We start from the raw sequence: 17,490 nt of genomic DNA, 5'->3' as shown, positions 1-17,490 counted from the left end.
ATTACCGGTTCAGCCGGAAAACGGCCTTTTCACATGGAAAGGGCCGTTTCTTTTTCCATCACCGGAAACTGGTGAAACGGATTGTCGGGATCATTGCCGCGTCGGATATGCATCAGCCTTTGTGACAGATCCATCGCGATGGTGCACACAGTGCCCTTTCGACCGAGAAACCCGTCGCTGTCTTTGTAGGGTGCAAGGATTGCGTGCTCCGGGTGCTCTTGATCGGAAAGAACCGATTTGAGCCGAGCAAGGTCCCTCGGCGTGCCAGACGCCGTCAGGGCGCGGATGCGGTCGAGCCGAGCTGTCGAATTTTCCAGCAATTCGGCATCCACAGGGGCATCGCAGGTCAGGTAATGGTTTGTGTGGGTCGTGGCAGAGCCACCAGCCTCTATGCGCCGCGCGGTATCACCCTCATATTCGATGTTGATACTGCGCCCGTCCGCACTGGCGACCAGCAGGTTCAGGGACCGGCCGGTGCCGGCACGCTCAATCGTTTCCTCCACCTCTGTCCAGGACCCCGCATCCAGGAGCGCGCGCAAGAGTACGTGCGAGGGTAGCCCGTTGGTTTGTTTTGGAGTGGGGAGGAAATTGAGGCAGACGCAGAAGCCTGCATCATTCAATCCCACCTTTGCCAGAATGCCCGGCTCGGTCATCGTGAGAAAACGACGCCCCCGTTCGTCCTCCGAGCGGATCAAGACGACCAGATCCTCAAGCTTTTCGGACCAGTCCCAGTTTTGCCCGACAAAAGGTGTGCCGGAATAGTGAACGACGGTGCATTCCGAGGCTGAAAGCGCTGCAAGGAGCTCACTGCGCGCATTGAGAGCGTAGATCCACAATGGATCCACCTCTGCCCCCTCCGCAATCCCTTCGATTTCGGCTGAATACTGCGGGTTGAAACTGTCGATAACACCACGAAAATGAGCGGCCACAGGAAGGAGAGACTCGTCGGGCCGCGCAAAATATGCCTTGTAGATGGAGAGTGTCTGGGCAATGCGCTCGCCGAAGGCGGCGCCTATTTGACGGCCCCTTTCTTTCGGTCCACCCCAAACATCAAGAAGTGGAAATCTGTTTTTGCCGACCGGCATGGCCACCCCTCCCGTTCTGATGCGCCAAAAGCGCGCCAACCATTCCCCGGGAGATCGGCCCCGCTGTCAAGCCCAGAGAGCGGCTTTACAGAGGCGAAGAGGGGCGCGGCCTCCGGCACACGCCCCTGCCGTGTTCAAGCTACGCCTCAATGGACGCTGACAGTCTCCAGATCATTCTGCATTGCACCTGCAAGTGCTGCATCACGGGCATCCGCCAACAGAATCGGCTGCCCATCGGCACCGAAAAGCGCCCATAACCGCGTGCCCGGCTTCAGATCGGGCATACCAGGGAACTTGCCCTGCAAATCCTCGGCGTTCATCTCGCGCATATAGGCCACTGCGCCTTCGCCGATGTGTGCAAGCTGCTGCTGAGTAATCGCCAATTTATGCTCATGTTCGGTCATGCAAGCCTCCTTAGCGCAGGCGTTTCCCTGGGAAACCAACCCGCTGAAGAGCCCAAGGTTCCGGAACGGGTCAGCCCGCCCGGGTTCCTCCCGAATAAGACCAGTATGTCAGTCTTTCACGGAAATGTTTATTTTTTGTACAAGACGCTCAGGTTCGGGGCGGTCCAGATCGATGGACAGAAGGCCGTTTTTCAGTTCGGCGTTTAGAACCCGCATCCCTTCCGCAAGCACAAACATGCGCTGGAACTGGCGCGCTGCGATACCACGGTGAAGATATTCGCGCTCGCCTTCGTCCGCCTGGCGGCCACGGATAATAAGCTGGTTCTCTTCCGTCGTAACATCCAGATCGTCTGCGCTGAAACCAGCGACAGCCAGCGTGATACGAAGCTTAACGCCCTGCTCGTTTTCTGCGCGGATGCGCTCGATATTGTAAGGCGGGTAGCCATCGCCCGATTTCGCAATGCGCTCGAGCGTTTTTTCCATACTGTCGAACCCAAGCAGAAGCGGGTTCGAAAAAGGAGTCATACGCGTCATTTCAAACAGTCCTCAAAGAGCGACGTGGATAGAGAAAAACCCGGTTGGCATTTTTCTCTTCCCAACTGATATGGTCGCTCAAAACACGCGTTTCAAGCATTTTGGAGCTTCTGTATGACGTCAGCGCGCAAGATCATTATCGACACGGATCCGGGCCAGGACGACGCGCTGGCCATATTGCTGGCACTGGGCAGTCCGGAACTGGATGTGCTTGGTATCACGGCCGTGGCCGGAAATGTTCCGCTGGCCCTGACGGAGAAAAATGCCCGCAAAGTTTGCGAACTGGCCGGCAAACCCGAAACGCGCGTTTTCGCAGGCGCAATTCGCCCCATGGTTCGGGAACTGGTGACGGCAGAGCATGTGCATGGCCGGACCGGGCTCGACGGGCCTGACCTGCCGGAGCCTCAGATGCCGTTGCAGGAAAAACACGCCGTCGATTTCATCATTGAGTCCCTGATGGCTCATGAGGAGGGCGAAATCACCCTGTGCCCCCTCGGTCCCCTCACCAACATCGCACTCGCGCTCAACCGAGAGCCCCGGATCGCCTCTCGTATCCGCGAAATCGTCCTGATGGGTGGCGGTTTCTTCGAGGGTGGCAATGTCACGCCCACGGCCGAATTCAACATCTATGTCGATCCGCATGCGGCTGATGTGGTGCTGCGTTCGGGTGTACCGGTTGTCATGATGCCGTTGGACGTCACGCACAAGGCCCTTACCACACGTGCGCGCATTGATGCCATTCGTCACCTCGGCACCAGGGTCGGTGAGGCCTGCGCTGAATTGCTGGAGTTCTTTGAGCGGTTCGATGAAGAAAAATACGGTACCGATGGGGGGCCATTGCATGACCCCTGCGTCATCGCCTACCTTCTCAAGCCTGAACTCTTCAAAGGACGCATCTGCAACGTAACCGTAGAGACCGGCTCCGAACTCACCATGGGCATGACTGTGGTCGACTGGTGGCAGGTGACCGATCGGCCGAAGAACGCCCTTGTCATGCGAGACGTGGATGCCGACGGCTTCTTTACGCTGCTGACGGAGCGTCTGGCGCGGTTATAAGCCGCGCCGCCGACCAATTCTCACTCACGATAGTGCGTTGTCGACATCCTTCCGCAACGGAATGGCCGGCTGTGCACCCGGCTTAAGACAGGCCAGCGCTCCGGCCACGGTCGCCTGCCGCAGCGCCAGCTCGAGATCCAACCCCTCGGAAAGGCCTGCGGCCAGATACCCGCAAAACGTGTCGCCCGCACCGACCGTATCTATGGGTGTGATCTTCATGGAGGGACAGGCAACAAAACCATCCGGTGTTGCAGCCCAAGCTCCTTCACCCCCCAACGTCACAATGACGGTTCGACCGGTCTTGGCGACGAATGCTTCCATGCGCGCACGACGGTTTTCACCCTGGAGGGCGAGTGCCTCTGCATAAAGATCAAATTCCGTTTCGTTGGCGACCACATAATCTGCACCCTCAAGCAGCTCTGTCGCCTCCGGCCGATAGGGTGCCGTGTTGAGTATGGAGATTGCTTCGGCCTTGCGCGCAGCTTTGAGTGCCGCAGCCACCGTTTCGATAGGAACCTCAAGCTGGAGCAGCACGTGATTGCCGGCGGCAAGCGCTGCCTGTGAGACGTGCCCCGGCAAAACGTCGGCATTGGCACCCGGAACAACCGCAATGGTGTTTTCACCCTCGCGGTCAACAAGGATATGCGCCGTGCCCGTCGCACTTTTCGCTTGATGCACTGCGGAAAGATCGACGCCCGCAGCTTTCAGAAGGCCCAGTGCCTCGCTGGCAAAGGGATCGTCTCCGACTGCACCGACCATGCGGGTCTTGGCACCGGCGCGCCTTGCAGCCAGCGCCTGATTTGCCCCCTTGCCACCCGGTGCGGTGACGAACGTGTCACCTGGCACCGTTTCGCCCGGCTTGGGAAGGCGATGAACGGTTGCAATCAGGTCGAGATTGATGGAACCGATAATGACGATCAAGGCACACTCCCACGCAGATTTGCGGGGAACCTAGACCATTTTGCAGCATGGTGAAATCCATTCGAACTCCAACATCCAAGGCTCGATCAATCGGCCTGGCAAAGCTGCCCCGCTTCCCAGCCAAGGATCGCGCGTTTGCGCGTCAAACCCCAGTGATAGCCCGTCAGAGCACCGGATTTGCCCACCGCGCGATGGCACGGCACCACGAAGGAAACCGGGTTCGCACCCACCGCCGCACCCACGGCGCGCGAGGCGGTGGGCTTGCCGATCCGCTCGGCGATATCGGAATAGGCGCAGGCCCGGCCCATCGGGATTTTCAAAAGCGCATCCCACACCCGCACCTGGAAATCCGTCCCGATCAACACAACGCGCAGCGGTTCTTCCGCGCGCCAGCGCGAGGGATCGAATACCCGCGCCGCATAGGGTGCAGTGGCAGCCATGTCTTCCTCGTAATCGGCGTTCGGCCAGCGCGACGCCATATCTTCGAATGCCGCGCGCTCATCGCCCGGATCGCAGAAGGCAAGTCCTGCCAGACCGCGCTCCGTCACCATGACAAGCGCCTGACCGAAGGGCGAGAGATGAAAACCGTAGCGCATGGTGAGGCCAGCACCCCGCGCCTTGTATTCACCGGGTGAGATCGCCTCGTGTGTGACAAACAGGTCGTGCAGCCGCCCTGGCCCGGACATGCCGAGCTCCAGTGCCGCGTCGAGCAGCGGCATGCCTGAATCGAGCAAACGACGCGCATGATCCAGCGTCACCGCCTGCAGAAACGCCTTGGGCGATAGCCCCGCCCAGCGCGTAAACAGTTTCTGCAGACCGTTCGGCGTATCACCAACCTCCTGTGCGATTTCTTCCAGCGAAGGTTGGTCCCGATAGTCGAGGCTGATCTTCTCGATCACGCGGCGCACGACCTCATAGTCACTGCCTTCCGGTGTGACGTCGCGTTGCAACAAAGCCGTCTGCATGTTCATGGCGCTAACTCCCGGCACCCGCCTTAGCGTTGGTGCCACATGACATTCTTCCTGAACATGACCATGCCGTTTTTCACACCGGCCAACCACCCGATTCCTGCCGAGTTCACGGCCCTTTTGCAGTGGCGAGCGCCTTTCCGAAGGCCGTTGCGAAACTTTCCCGGTCGTCCGGGTTCAAAAAACTGCCAAGCGAGACACGCTTGCCGCGCATCTCAACCGCCATGTCGGTGATGCCGGCCTCGTCGTGCCGGTCGATACGAAACCGTGTCCAGAACGGGTTGAAATGGTACTCTTCAGCCTTGCCCGAGGGCGGCACCTTGCGGATATCGAGGCTGGTGCGCGACAGGCGGACCTCTTCGCGCACGCGGGCAGCGCGGTAGTTCAGCCGGAAGGCAATATAAATCGCGAGCACATCGAGCCCGAAAAAACCAAACACCGGCCAGGCGCCTAGTTTGAGGAACACCGCGCCGATGGTCAGCCAGACAAACAGAAGAACGCCCATCAGCACCGCGAAACCCCGCGTACCCAGAGAGCGATAAGGCGTCAGCAACGCCTGAAAGACGGGAGCATCTGCACTGTTTGTTTCGGCCATGATCCCGATTATAGAAGCACGATGGAAAAGCCCAAGAAGAAAATTGCCGCGCCCCGCAAACCCGCCCGCTCCCGCAAACGCAAAACCGTCTATTCGCCCGAGGAGGTCCACGAGATTTTCCGTCGCTTCTCGGTTCAGCGGCCGGAGCCGAAAGGCGAGCTCGAGCATGTGAATGCCTTTACGCTCCTGGTGGCCGTCGTGCTGTCGGCGCAGGCGACAGATGCGGGTGTGAACAAGGCGACGCGCGATCTCTTCAAGGTTGCCGACACGCCGGAGAAGATGCTGGCACTCGGCGAGGAACGGGTGGGTGAATACATCCGTACCATCGGGCTCTGGCGCAACAAGGCGAAGAACGTCATCGCGCTTAGCGAAGCGCTGATCCGCGATCATGGATCTGAGGTGCCCGACAGCCGCGAGGCCCTCGTTACCCTGCCGGGCGTGGGCCGCAAGACGGCCAATGTAGTGCTCAACATGTCGTTCGGCCAACCGACCATGGCCGTCGACACGCATATTCTGCGCATCGGCAATCGCATCGGGCTTGCTCCCGGCAAGACACCGGAACAGGTGGAAGATACGCTGGTGAAGATTATCCCGGCCGAATTCATGCGCCACGCCCATCACTGGCTGATCCTGCACGGGCGCTATGTCTGCAAGGCGCGCAAGCCCGATTGCGTGGCCTGTGTCATTGCGGACATCTGCAAATCAGCTGAGAAAACGACCGAAATACCTGCGCCGCTGGTGGAATTGGCACCACAGGCCTGATCGCTGGCTTCGACTACCCGCGCTGCTCTGCACTCTGCCCAGCGCGGGCCGCATCCTCCTGTGAAATCATCTTGTGCAGATGGACCATCATGGCGGCTGCGAAAAGCGGCGTCAGAAGGTTGAGGATCGGGACGGCGAGGAACCCCGCGATAACAAGACCGGCCAGAAAGATCGTACCTGCATGGCGACGGCGCAGCGCCTTCGCCTCAGGCTCACTGCGGAACCGCATGGCGGCGAACTCGAAAAACTCGCGGCCAAGCAGGTAGCCATTCACGAGGAAGAAGGCGAGGATGTTGATGCCTGGGACGAGCAGCAGGAACAACGCGACGATGTTTCCGAGAATGACAATACCGAAAAACTTGATCGATGTGGCGATCGCAGCGCCCAGCGGCAGCGCCTTGCCCGGCGGATCCTGCGGATAATCTTCCTTTTCGACAACTTCGGCCACATCGTCGAGAAATAGTCCGGCGATCACAGCGGTCACGGGCCCGATCAGAAGCGCCAGACCGGCAGCGAGCCCCAGACCGGCAGCGATCAGCGCGACGAAACTCATCCAACCCAGCCAGGAAGGAAGGTCAGGAAAAAATGCGTCAAGCCACGGCAGTGCGATGTACTCAAAAAGCTCCTTGGCTCCCAGCCACACCCCGGCAAGCACCAGAAGCGTCAGCCCCAGCGTCTTGAAAAACACGCTGCGAAACTCTCTGGAGAAAAGTCGGCTGATAGCGGCGCGCGCCGCGTCGAAGATCATGGAAAGCCAAGGCCTTTCGAACTTTGATTTCCCATCCGAGATAGGAAGCCTTTCGGGCCGGCGCAAGCAAAAGCGTTCACACCAATGGCTTGCAAATCACGCTCAAACCGGTAAACCGCCGGGAGCCTAGAGACAAAAACGCTTCCCTTGCATATCTGGAGATCTGAATTTGAGCGAATATGACGTGCTGTGCATCGGCAACGCCATTGTCGACATTATCGCCCGCTGCGACGAAGCGTTTCTTGAAGAAAACAACATCATTCGTGGTGCGATGAACCTGATTGATGTTGATCGTGCTACCCTTCTCTACGAGCGTATGGGGCAGGCCATCGAGGCCTCCGGGGGGAGTGCTGGCAACACGGCAGCCGGCATCGCCAGCCTTGGCGGAAAAGCAGCATTCTTCGGCAAGGTTTCAAACGACACGCTTGGCGAAATCTACGCGCATGACATCCGCGCTCAGGGTGTCGCCTTCGACACCAGACCGCTCGAAGGTCATCCACCAACGGCGCGATCGATGATCTTCGTCACGCCCGATGGTGAGCGCTCCATGAACACTTATCTCGGCGCCTGCGTGGAGCTTGGCCCGGAAGACGTGGAGGAAGACAAGGCGAAGGGTTCCAAGGTTACATATTTCGAGGGCTATCTGTGGGATCCGCCTCGTGCCAAGGAAGCGATCCGCATGACCGCCGATGCTGCGCATGCGGCGGGCCGCGAAGTGGCGATGTCCTTGTCTGACCCGTTCTGCGTCGATCGCTATCGCGACGAATTCCTGGAGCTGATGCGTTCAGGCAGGGTCAACATCGTGTTCGCCAACGAACACGAATTGCTGTCTCTTTATCAGACCTCGTCGTTCGACAGTGCGGTGGAGGCCATCCGCAAGGATACCCGCCTTGCGATCGTCACCCGCTCCGAGAAAGGCTCGGTTATCGTGTCGGATAACGAGACCATCCCAGTCGAAGCCACGAAGATCGACGAGTTGGTCGACACGACTGGTGCGGGTGATCTCTACGCGGCGGGCTTCCTCTACGGCTACACCAACGGACACAGCCTCGCCGAATGCGGCCGTCTTGGCTCATTCGCAGCCGGTCTCGTCATTCAGCAGATCGGCCCGCGTCCGCAAAAGGACCTTCGCTACGAGGCGCAGCAGGCCGGCCTACTCTAGCTCCTCGGGCGGTCGGCCGGGGCGGGAACGATAGCGCGGAATGGTCCATCCGAACCGGAGGGCTCCACCGCGCACCAGAAATGCCGCCGTGACCGCGATCAGCGCTGCGATTGCACCCTCAATTCCGGCAAAGCCGGCCACGGTAAACACGCCCGCCCCGACAAGTGCCGCGGTGACATAGACCTCAGGCCTGAGAAGCACTGAGGGCTCCCCAGCCAGCACATCGCGCAAAATACCTCCGAAGGTCGCTGTAAGGACACCTGAGACCAACGCGACAATGGCCGAACCGGAAGCCTCCAGCCCCTTGGCCGCCCCCAGAACCGAATAGGCGGCAAGGCCCGCGGCGTCCAGCCACAGCAGCAGCCTGTAGCGATACTCCACGAGCGGCGCAGCAAAGAATACGAGGACCGCAACCAGGGCGCAGACGATGATGTATGTGTGGTTCTCGACCCAGAAAACCGGCACACCAAGCACGAGGTCGCGCAGGGTGCCGCCGCCAGTGCCCGTTACCCCTGCAAGAAAAATAAAGCCAATGAGGTCAAGTTCCTTGCGCGAGGCAGCAAGAGCGCCTGTAGCCGCAAAAACGGCCACGCCGGCATAATCGAGAAGCTGAATCAAATCCATGGGGGCCTCCATGCTCTGGATAGCCGAAGCCCCCCTGAATAGGAAGTGAGTGCTTGCCTCACTTCCACTTGCCGCACTCAGAATGCGGCGCGACAGAGATCAGGCGTCTCGCTCGGCCTGCGGATTGGGCGGACCAGGTTCGGCGCCGGCATTCTCGCCGTTCTGGATCGCTCCCGCCTTGGGGCCGCCCTTGGCGACACCGACCATTGCGGGACGCAGAACACGCTCGCCGATCACATAGCCCTGCTGAACCACCTGAACGACGGTGTTCTCCGGGGTTTCGGGATCGGGCACCTCGAACATCGCCTGATGGAAATGCGGATCGAAGCGCTCGCCCTTGGGATCGATCTGCTTCACACCGTGGCGCTCCAGGGTGGAGAGCATGGAACGCTCGGTCATCTCCACTCCTTCCATCAGCGAGGAAAGGCCGCTGTCGCCGGCGGCTCGGGCCTCTGCGGGCACAGCCTCGAGCGCGCGGCGCAGATTATCCGAAACCGTCAGCATGTCGCGGGCAAAGCCGGCGATCGAATAGCTGCGCGCCTCGGCAACGTCGCGGGCGGTGCGCTTGCGCAGGTTCTCCATCTCGGCGGCGAGGCGAAGGGCGCGTTCCTTCAGCTCCTCGTTTTCCTTGGCCAGCCGCACAAGGACGTCTTCTTCCGAAACCGCCTCTTCGCCAGCATTTTCCTCGAACGCTTTAACGTTCGGATCATCTGCCGCTTCGGTTCTGGATTGTTCGTTGTCCTTAGCCTGATTGGTCATGTCAGTCCGTCTATGGTTTTAGAATTGCTCGGATATTGCGTCCGATATCGAGGTTCGCGACGGCAAAATCAAGGGGCGACGGTTTCAGTTTCCGATCCCATACACCGGCTCCGTTCGCACACTGCTGTCGAAACCAGCGATCAAGGGACGCGCTTCGACGATCGCCGCCTGAACTGCCGGCAAGGTGAGAGACCTCTTGTGACTATCTTCATTGTCCCAGACCTCTGTAATCCAAATCCCGTCAGAATCCTCGGGATCGCGGGCAATCACATAGCTCAGGCAGCCCGGCATGGATGCCGTGCCTTTCGAGAGAATTTCCAGTAGCGCATCGCGTTTACCTGGATGCGCACGCATCTTGCCGATAAGGCCGAACATTGATCCTCCCGGTTGAAAACTTATCGGAGCAATCGCCCGACAATTTGTGCCGTGTAATCCACCATTGGCACAATGCGCGCATAATTCAGTCGCGTCGGCCCGATAACGCCCAAAGCGCCGATCACACGTGATTCCTGATCGCGATAGGGGGCCACGACGAGCGAAGAACCAGAGAGGGAGAAAAGCCTGTTCTCCGAGCCAATGAAGATCCGCACACCAGAGCCTTCTTCTGCCAGGTCCAGAAGCTGGATCAGACCTTCCTTGGTCTCGAGATCCTCGAACAGGCGCCGCAGAAGTTCCAGATCTGCTTCCGCAGTCAGGTTCTCAAGCAGATTGGCCCGCCCCCGCACAATCAGCCGCGCCGGCTGGCCGCTTTCAGCGCCTGCCCATACGGCCAGGCCCTGTTCCACGAGTTCCTGCGACAGCGTATCCAATGCGGCACGCGTTTCTTCCTGAAGTCGCGAAAGCTCCGCCCGTGTTTCCGCCAATGTACGGCCACGAATATGCGCGTTCAGGAAATTCGAGGCTTCATGCAATTGCGAAATGGTGACCCCTTCGGGCAGGTCGATCACCCGGTTTTCCACGTCACCATTCTGCGAAACGAGAATGGCTAGCCCTCTACGCGGCTCAAGTTGCACGAATTCGATGTGTTTAAGCGCTGCCTCAGACTTGGTCGCAAGAACGACGCCAGCACCCCGCGAAAGGCCGGAAAGAAGCTGGCTTGCTTCGGTCAGCATATGGTCCAGAGAATGCCCGCTGCTGGAGGCCTTGACCTGCGTCTCGATGATCCGGCGCTCATTGTCGGAAAGGTCCCCGATTTCCATGAACGCATCGACGAAAAAGCGAAGCCCCTGCTGCGTGGGCATGCGTCCAGCGGAGACATGCGGAGCATAGATGAGCCCGAGCTGCTCAAGGTCGCTCATCACATTGCGAATTGTTGCCGGGGATAGCTGTGTCGACAGAATGCGCGAGAGATTGCGCGAGCCAAGCGGCTCACCGTCTCTGAGATAGGTTTCAACGATGACCCGAAAAATCTCGCGGGAACGGCTGTCCAGCGATTGCAGCGCGTGCTCCTGAAATTCTCTGTCCAAGACCGGTTTCGTCATTCGCGACCTCTGATCGCCTGAATATAAGCGTGACTGCCGCGAAAACAACAGTCTTGTTTGGAGGTATACGTATGGTTCTCCCTCCATTTCCGGAATTCCTTTGCGTTCATGAATGCGGAAAGCTACAAGCCGGCAAGACTGGCCGACAACATGATATGACACTGGAGAAATCGCTCATGCGCCCTTCCAAACGCGAACCCGATGAAATGCGCGCCGTCAGTTTCGAGCGCGGCTTTTCAAAACATGCAGAGGGGTCGTGTCTGGTGCGGTTCGGCGATACGCATGTGCTTTGCACAGCAAGCCTTGAGGAGCGGGTGCCGCCATGGCTTCGCAATTCCGGCCAGGGCTGGGTGACGGCAGAATACGGTATGCTGCCGCGCTCCACCGGCGACCGTATGCGCCGGGAGGCCTCCTCCGGCAAACAGGGCGGTCGCACATTGGAAATTCAGCGCCTGATCGGCCGCTCGCTGCGCTCGGTGGTCGACCTGCAGGCTCTCGGCGAAAAGCAGATCACCATCGATTGTGACGTTATTCAGGCTGATGGCGGGACACGCACTGCGGCCATCACGGGCGGTTTCATCGCCCTTTCGGACTGCCTGTCCTGGATGGAAGCGCGCCAGATGGTCAGCCGGGATAAGGTTTTGAAAGACCATGTCGCAGCCATCTCCTGCGGCATCTATAACGGCACACCCGTTCTCGACCTGGACTATGCTGAGGACTCGGCTGCTGAGACCGACGCCAATTTCGTGATGACTGGCAAGGGCGGCATCGTGGAGATTCAAGGCACGGCCGAGGGAGAGCCCTTTTCTGAGGACGAATTCGCAGCCTTGATGGGACTTGCCCGCAAGGGTATCACCAAGCTCGTCGACATGCAGAAGATGGCCATCTCCTGAACGGGCGCAAGGCGGACCATGCAACCCTCGGCAATCCTCGAAGCCGCGCTTTATGTGAGCGATCTATACCACGCAGAGCGCTTCTACGGCGAAACGCTTGGGCTTGAGAGGATCGCGAAAGTCGAGGGTCGGCATGTGTTCTTCCGTTGCGGCCAGGGAGTGCTTCTGCTGTTCGACCCCGCAGTGACCGCCGAGCCGCCTGCTGCCGGCGCACGGCTTCCCGTGCCGCCACACGGAGCCCAGGGGCCGGGGCATCTTTGTTTTGCTGCGACCGCCCAAGAGATCAATCGCTGGAAGGCACATCTTGAAGCGGCTGGCATTGCCATCGAGGCAGATTTCGAATGGCCGAGAGGCGGACGCTCCATCTATTTTCGTGACCCTTTCGGCAATTCGCTCGAATTCGCCGAGCCACGTATCTGGGGATTGACTTGAGACCGATCGAAAACAAGACTTTCGTGCTCGCCAGCCACAACAAGGGCAAGCTGCGGGAATTCTCCGACCTTCTGGCTCCCTTCGGCTACACGGTGCGCTCGGCTGCCGAACTTGGCCTGCCAGAGCCGGAAGAAACCGGCACGACGTTTGAAGAGAACGCCCGCATCAAGGCGCTTGCAGCCGCCGAGGCGACGGGCCTGCCGGCGCTTTCCGACGATTCCGGCCTTTGCGTTGATGCGCTGGATGGCGCGCCTGGCGTCTACACCGCCGACTGGGCCACGAAGGACGACGGCAGCCGCGACTTCATGATGGCTATGGAGAAGACCGAGAAGCTGCTCTGCGAGAACGGGGCCACAACGCCGGAGAAACGCACCGGCCGTTTTGTCGCGACACTTTGCCTTTGCTTCCCTGACGGGGAGACCGAGTATTATCGCGGTGAAGCAGAAGGCCATCTGGTCTGGCCGCCGCGCGGTACAGACGGGTTCGGCTATGACCCGGTGTTTCAACCGCTCGGCTATGACATCACTTTTGGCGAGATGACGGCTGAGGAAAAGCATGGCTGGAAGCCGGGCGATGACCATGCGCTCTCTCATCGCGCCCGCGCCTTCCAGAAATTCGCTCGCGCCAGACTGGGCGCGGTGTGATTTCCGCGCCTGACAATAGCCCGGGGTTCGGCGTCTATCTGCATTGGCCGTTTTGCGCGGCCAAATGCCCCTATTGCGACTTCAACAGTCATGTGCGTCACCAGCCGGTGGACCAGGGCCGCTTTGCCGCCGCCTTTGAGCGCGAGCTCGCCACCATGCGTGCGCGAACCGGCCCCCGTACCGTTACCAGCATTTTCCTCGGCGGGGGAACGCCCTCGCTGATGGAACCCGGAACGGTCGGTGCGCTGCTCGATGCCGTTGCAGCCAACTGGAGCGTGCCCGACGGCATCGAAGTGACGCTGGAGGCCAATCCGAGTTCCGTGGAAGCGGATCGCTTTCGCGGTTACCGCGCGGCCGGCGTCAACCGTGTTTCGCTCGGCGTTCAGGCGCTCAACGACCGGGATCTGAAATTTCTCGGACGGCTGCACAATGTCGAGGAAGCTCTGAAGGCGATCGGGCTTGCCCGTGAGATTTTTCCACGCCTCTCCTTCGACCTGATCTATGCCCGCCCGCATCAGAGCGAGGAAGCCTGGGCCAGCGAGCTCGAACAGGCCATCGGCCACGCGGCTGATCATCTCTCGCTCTATCAGCTCACCATCGAGGAAGGCACGCGCTTTCAGCTTCTTCATGAGGCAGGAAAGCTTGCCATGCCGGATCAGGATCATGCCGCGCGACTTTACGAGATCACTCAGGAAGTGACGGCGGCACGGGGGCTGCCGGCCTATGAGATTTCCAACCACGCCCGCCCGGGTGCGGAGAGCCGGCACAATCTCGTCTACTGGCGCTATGGCGAATATGTCGGCGCCGGCCCCGGCGCCCATGGGCGGTTTGTCGAAGATGGCCGCCGTCATGTGACGTTTACCGAAAAGATGCCGGAGACATGGCTCGAACGCGTCGAGACCGAGGGTCATGGCGTGATCGGCGGCGAGGTGCTGACCCATGAGGAGGAAGCCGATGAGTTCCTGCTGATGGGGCTGCGGCTCGTCGAGGGCATCGACCTGCCGCGCTATGAAGCGCTTTCGGGCCGGGCGCTCTCCAATGCGCGCATCGCGGTGCTGCAGGAGGAAGGCCTTGTCGAGCCTGTCGGCAACACCCGGCTGCGCGCGACGCCGAAGGGCATGATCGTTCTGGATGCGGTTGTCGCCGATCTGGCCCGATAGCGCCTAACTGCCTCCACCAAACCGTGACGGGGCAGCATCGATGATCTCGGCCTTGCCTTCCCGCACCTCATAGATGGCGTATCCGCGCTCGGTCGTGCCGTCGGCCAGAAAGCGGAAAAGGCCCGTATAGCCATTGAACCCGACCGGCGTTTCCAAGGCATGTCGCGGGATTCCGCCGCCGCCCTTGGCAATGTTGGCGACAAGCACAACGGAGTCGTACGCAAGCGCGGAGGTCAATGACGGCTCGGCGCCGAACCGTGCCTGATAGCGCTGTTTGTAGGTGCTTACCCGCCCTTGATCCGTATCGGCAAACCATGCCCCCTGAAGGGCAGGATCCGCCAGATTGGCGCTCGCCCATTGTCCGGTCCCCAGAAGCTTCTTGCCCGAAATGTCGATGCCGGATTCGGTCATGGTGGAGACGATGGTCGCCGGGCTCGTGCCGCCATCGGGGATGAACACGGCATCCGCTGCGCGCACCGCATCGGCAACGCCCTGCACCGCTTCATAGACGGACATGTTGTCATAGGCATAGCGGGCAACCGCCGTCACCTCGCCACCCATGGACAGCATGGTGCGGCGCGCTTCAGCTTCCGCAATATCGCCGGCAGCCCCTTCGGGCAGGATCGCCACCACGCTGCGCACGCCCTGCCCTGCCGCATAGGAGAGCGTGCGCTGAACCACGCCCTGCGGCAAGAAGGAGTTGAGATAGACGCCGGGCGCTGCCGCGGCGCGATCGGAGGAGAACGCGACCATCGGGGTCTGCGATGTTCCGAGCGCCTGGGCAGCGGCGCGCACATTGGCCGAAAAGAGCGGACCCAGCACGGCAGCCGCACCTTCGGCGGAGGCCTGGGCAGCGGCGATTGCAGCGCCCTCCGTGGTCCCGCCCGTGTCCTTCACCACCAGTTCAAGCGCGTTGAGACCGACGTCGTCCATCGCAAGCAGCGCGGCGTTCTTCAGCTCGGCAGCGATGCGGCTGGCATTGCCTTCGCCGGTTAGCGGCAAAAGCAGCGCGACCCGTGTCTCTCCCGTACCGATCACCTCGCCCGAGGCGGGCACGCGCGGCGCATTGTCCACGACCGCCTGCGTGGCAATGGTCTGAGCGCCCGGCTGCGGCATGCCGTAGGGCACATCGCCCGCCACGCAGCCACCGAGCACCAGAAGACCGGCAAGCGCCAGCGAGAGGATCCCGGCTCTGCGACCGGGCGATGTCCAAACTTTCATATGTCGCTTCCGTCCCAAATTCAGCGCGCGACTTTGCAACCCACATGCCTCCATGTCAAAGAGATGAGCGAATAAGGATCAAAGAGTTATGGATAACCCGCGCGGGGAAAAAAGTTTCGTCGTTGGCAGCGCCCGCATCGGTGCCGGGCCGCTCGAGCCGGCGCTCTATCTCGTGGCGACGCCCATCGGCAATCTGGGCGACATCACGCTGCGCGCGCTCGAAGTGCTTGCCGGGGCGGATATCGTCGCCTGCGAGGACACCCGCGTTTCGCGCGTGCTTCTTGCCCGCTACGGCATCGGCCAGAACCTCACCGCCTATCACGAGCACAATGCGGACAAGGCCGGCCCGCGCCTTCTTTCCGCACTGGAGGCGGGGCAGAGCGTTGCGCTCATCTCCGACGCCGGCACGCCGCTCGTCTCCGATCCCGGTTATCGTCTCGTGGATCAGGTAATCGAAAAGGGTCTGCGCGTCGTGCCCATCCCCGGCCCCTCTGCGGTGCTGGCAGCGCTCTCGGCCTCCGGCCTGCCGACGGATGCTTTTCTTTTTGCCGGCTTTCTGCCGGTGAAGGATGGGCAGCGCCGCACGCGGCTTGAAACCTTTCGCCAGACGCCGGCGACGCTGGTGTTCTTTGAATCGCCGCGTCGCCTCGATGACAGTCTGGCCGCCATGGCGGAGGTGCTCGGCGGCACGCGGCAGGCCTGCGTGGCGCGCGAACTCACCAAAACCTTCGAGGAGCTGCGGCGTGGCGCGCTTTCCGACCTTACTGCCCATTATGCCGACACCGGTGCGCCCAAGGGCGAGGTGGTGGTGTGCGTGGCGCCGCCCCTGGATGAGGAGGAAACAAGCGCGGAAGATATGGACCGGCTGCTCATGGCGCTCTCCGGTGAGATGTCCGCCTCGAAAGCCGCCGGCGAGGCTGCCCGCATGACCGGAGGGCGCAAGTCCGAGCTCTATCAGCGGCTTCTTGCGCTGAAGGCCGAGCGCGATGCAGAGTGAGGCGCGGCAGAAGGCCTATCGGCTCGGCCATCGCGGCGAGTGGCTGGCGGCCATGGCGCTGCGGCTGAAGGGTTATCGCATTCTGGCTCGTCGTTACCGAACGAAACTCGGCGAGATCGACCTGATCGCCCGGCGCGGCGATGTGGTGGCGATTGTCGAGGTGAAGGCACGCCCGACCGTGGAGGCGGCGATGGATGCGGTGTCTTATCATGCGCAGATCCGTATCGAGCGCACGGCGGACCTCTGGCTTGCGCGCCAGCCCGACCACGCGCGCCTCTCGCTGCGCTTCGACCTCGTCGCCGTGCTCCCCCGCCGCTGGCCGGTGCATGTGGAGAATCTGTTCCAGGGACGCGGGTGAGGAGCGGGCTGTGCTTTTGCACGCTCTGCCAATGGGTTCGGGGTCAGGTCCGGGATGACGGGAGTGGGGTGAGCGCTTCATCGTCGTCATCCCGGCCGAGCGGAGCGAGAGCCGGGACCCATTGAGAGGCGTGGCCGGGTGCCGCAGAGGGTGCGGCTGGTGGTGCCGGGGTGAGGACCGGGCCGTGCTCCTGCACATTCTTCCAATGGGTCCCGGGTCAAGCCCGGGATGACGGGGGGGGGGGTGTGGCGCGGGCATTTCAAGGCATGCTCCATCGTTGCCGCGCGGGGTTCCGCCGGGGTTTGCATCGTTCGGGAAACGGGGCGCGTTTTTCGTGCCTCTCTGTTGTGAAATAAGTGGCGCGAAAAGCGCGCCCCGCCGGCCGCTGTCCCGACTGCCGGCCGGTCACTCGGGCAAACTTTGCCCTAGCGGCTTTTCCGCAACCGACATGATGCCGGCCGCCGGCCTTTCGCGGGCCCTCACAGGCCTCGGGTCACCGAACCCGAGGGGGAGGCTGCCGTCGCCCCTCCTGATCCCCGGCTCCGGACCCGGTTCCCGACAGGGGCGATGGGGGGAGTGTAGTGGAGATTTTGGGGGTGGGGAGAAAAGAGCGAGTAGCGAATAGCGAGTAGGGAACGCGCTTCAACCGCGTGGTCGTCCCGTGGTTTGACCATGGGAGCCATGCG

General features: G+C 61.2%; 21 protein-coding genes. 9 read left to right on the top strand and 12 right to left on the bottom strand.

Translation table 11 applies throughout. From position 1 onward, the window contains the following. Nucleotides 1-29 precede the first annotated feature (29 nt). The 3 genes from H7H48_RS17460 to H7H48_RS17450 form a co-directional block, all read right to left on the bottom strand. Complete coding sequence (locus tag H7H48_RS17460) at nt 30-1,085, bottom strand: C45 family peptidase (protein WP_229450327.1); 1,056 nt, start codon at nt 1,083-1,085, stop codon at nt 30-32. 146 nt (nt 1,086-1,231) lie between these two features. Beyond that, on the bottom strand, nt 1,232-1,489 hold the full coding sequence (locus H7H48_RS17455; RefSeq protein ID WP_229450326.1) for a DUF1150 family protein: 258 nt from the start codon (nt 1,487-1,489) through the stop codon (nt 1,232-1,234). A 108-nt stretch (nt 1,490-1,597) separates the two neighbouring features. Further along, the gene (locus H7H48_RS17450; protein WP_229450325.1) at nt 1,598-2,023 is read right to left on the bottom strand and encodes an Hsp20 family protein; all 426 of its coding nucleotides are present in this window, start codon (nt 2,021-2,023) and stop codon (nt 1,598-1,600) included. Between the two features lie 114 nt (nt 2,024-2,137). Between H7H48_RS17450 and H7H48_RS17445 the strand changes: the two genes are divergently transcribed. Then, nucleotides 2,138-3,079: a nucleoside hydrolase gene (locus H7H48_RS17445; RefSeq protein WP_229450324.1), complete on the top strand. Its 942-nt coding sequence runs from the start codon at nt 2,138-2,140 to the stop codon at nt 3,077-3,079. Nucleotides 3,080-3,103: 24 nt separating this feature from the next. Here the strand turns inward: H7H48_RS17445 and H7H48_RS17440 are convergent, their stop codons facing one another. The 3 genes from H7H48_RS17440 to H7H48_RS17430 all read right to left on the bottom strand — a co-directional run bounded on the left by H7H48_RS17440 (nt 3,104) and on the right by H7H48_RS17430 (nt 5,563). Beyond that, a complete protein-coding gene (locus H7H48_RS17440) occupies nt 3,104-4,000 on the bottom strand; it encodes a ribokinase (protein WP_229450323.1) in 897 nt (298 codons plus the stop codon). An 86-nt stretch (nt 4,001-4,086) separates the two neighbouring features. Then, complete coding sequence (locus tag H7H48_RS17435) at nt 4,087-4,971, bottom strand: bifunctional helix-turn-helix domain-containing protein/methylated-DNA--[protein]-cysteine S-methyltransferase (RefSeq protein ID WP_229450322.1); 885 nt, start codon at nt 4,969-4,971, stop codon at nt 4,087-4,089. A gap of 106 nt (nt 4,972-5,077) precedes the next feature. Next, nucleotides 5,078-5,563 (bottom strand): DUF2244 domain-containing protein, encoded by a 486-nt coding sequence (locus tag H7H48_RS17430; protein WP_229450321.1) that lies wholly within the window; start codon nt 5,561-5,563, stop codon nt 5,078-5,080. Nucleotides 5,564-5,584: 21 nt separating this feature from the next. Here H7H48_RS17430 and nth point away from each other — a divergent pair, with 21 nt between their 5' ends. Continuing rightward, nucleotides 5,585-6,325 carry an endonuclease III gene (nth, locus tag H7H48_RS17425; protein WP_229450320.1) on the top strand — a complete coding sequence of 247 codons (741 nt, stop codon included), beginning with the start codon at nt 5,585-5,587 and terminating at the stop codon, nt 6,323-6,325. Nucleotides 6,326-6,338: 13 nt separating this feature from the next. Here nth and H7H48_RS17420 read toward each other — a convergent pair whose 3' ends face one another. After that, nucleotides 6,339-7,073: a sulfate transporter family protein gene (locus H7H48_RS17420; RefSeq protein ID WP_229450319.1), complete on the bottom strand. Its 735-nt coding sequence runs from the start codon at nt 7,071-7,073 to the stop codon at nt 6,339-6,341. A gap of 169 nt (nt 7,074-7,242) precedes the next feature. On the opposite strand from H7H48_RS17420, the gene H7H48_RS17415 reads away from it, so the two are divergent. Next, nucleotides 7,243-8,235, top strand: a complete 993-nt coding sequence (locus H7H48_RS17415; RefSeq protein ID WP_229450318.1) for an adenosine kinase — start codon at nt 7,243-7,245, stop codon at nt 8,233-8,235. On the opposite strand, the gene H7H48_RS17410 is transcribed toward H7H48_RS17415, so the two are convergent. From H7H48_RS17410 to hrcA, 4 genes are all read right to left on the bottom strand, one after another. Next, nucleotides 8,227-8,859, bottom strand: a complete 633-nt coding sequence (locus H7H48_RS17410) for a trimeric intracellular cation channel family protein (RefSeq protein ID WP_229450317.1) — start codon at nt 8,857-8,859, stop codon at nt 8,227-8,229. The genes H7H48_RS17415 and H7H48_RS17410 overlap by 9 nt on opposite strands. A gap of 99 nt (nt 8,860-8,958) precedes the next feature. Then, a complete protein-coding gene (gene grpE, locus H7H48_RS17405) occupies nt 8,959-9,618 on the bottom strand; it encodes a nucleotide exchange factor GrpE (protein ID WP_229450316.1) in 660 nt (219 codons plus the stop codon). Between the two features lie 84 nt (nt 9,619-9,702). After that, complete coding sequence (locus H7H48_RS17400; protein ID WP_229450315.1) at nt 9,703-9,993, bottom strand: putative quinol monooxygenase; 291 nt, start codon at nt 9,991-9,993, stop codon at nt 9,703-9,705. Between the two features lie 20 nt (nt 9,994-10,013). Further along, the gene (gene hrcA / locus H7H48_RS17395) at nt 10,014-11,099 is read right to left on the bottom strand and encodes a heat-inducible transcriptional repressor HrcA (RefSeq protein WP_229450314.1); all 1,086 of its coding nucleotides are present in this window, start codon (nt 11,097-11,099) and stop codon (nt 10,014-10,016) included. A 176-nt stretch (nt 11,100-11,275) separates the two neighbouring features. Here hrcA and rph point away from each other — a divergent pair, with 176 nt between their 5' ends. From rph to hemW, 4 genes are read left to right on the top strand one after another with little or no spacing between them, the layout of a single operon-like run. Then, a complete protein-coding gene (rph, locus tag H7H48_RS17390) occupies nt 11,276-11,992 on the top strand; it encodes a ribonuclease PH (RefSeq protein WP_229450313.1) in 717 nt (238 codons plus the stop codon). Nucleotides 11,993-12,010: 18 nt separating this feature from the next. After that, a complete protein-coding gene (locus tag H7H48_RS17385; protein WP_229450312.1) occupies nt 12,011-12,424 on the top strand; it encodes a VOC family protein in 414 nt (137 codons plus the stop codon). Continuing rightward, nucleotides 12,421-13,068, top strand: coding sequence for an RdgB/HAM1 family non-canonical purine NTP pyrophosphatase (gene rdgB, locus H7H48_RS17380; protein WP_229450311.1), 648 nt, complete (start codon nt 12,421-12,423; stop codon nt 13,066-13,068). Before H7H48_RS17385 ends, rdgB begins: the two co-directional genes overlap by 4 nt. Beyond that, the gene (hemW, locus tag H7H48_RS17375; protein WP_229450310.1) at nt 13,065-14,228 is read left to right on the top strand and encodes a radical SAM family heme chaperone HemW; all 1,164 of its coding nucleotides are present in this window, start codon (nt 13,065-13,067) and stop codon (nt 14,226-14,228) included. Before rdgB ends, hemW begins: the two co-directional genes overlap by 4 nt. Nucleotides 14,229-14,231: 3 nt before the next feature. Here hemW and H7H48_RS17370 read toward each other — a convergent pair whose 3' ends face one another. Beyond that, nucleotides 14,232-15,449, bottom strand: a complete 1,218-nt coding sequence (locus tag H7H48_RS17370) for a penicillin-binding protein activator (RefSeq protein WP_229450309.1) — start codon at nt 15,447-15,449, stop codon at nt 14,232-14,234. Between the two features lie 88 nt (nt 15,450-15,537). On the opposite strand from H7H48_RS17370, the gene rsmI reads away from it, so the two are divergent. Next, nucleotides 15,538-16,446, top strand: coding sequence for a 16S rRNA (cytidine(1402)-2'-O)-methyltransferase (gene rsmI / locus H7H48_RS17365; RefSeq protein WP_229450308.1), 909 nt, complete (start codon nt 15,538-15,540; stop codon nt 16,444-16,446). After that, a complete protein-coding gene (locus tag H7H48_RS17360) occupies nt 16,436-16,804 on the top strand; it encodes a YraN family protein (RefSeq protein WP_229450307.1) in 369 nt (122 codons plus the stop codon). Before rsmI ends, H7H48_RS17360 begins: the two co-directional genes overlap by 11 nt. Nucleotides 16,805-17,490: the final 686 nt, after the last annotated feature.

The sequence above is a fragment of the Nitratireductor sp. B36 genome, assembly GCF_020833685.1.
Taxonomy (GTDB): domain Bacteria; phylum Pseudomonadota; class Alphaproteobacteria; order Rhizobiales; family Rhizobiaceae; genus Nitratireductor.
The sequence above is the reverse complement of the archived record's forward strand: the minus strand, read 5'-3'. Positions and strand labels throughout refer to the sequence as shown.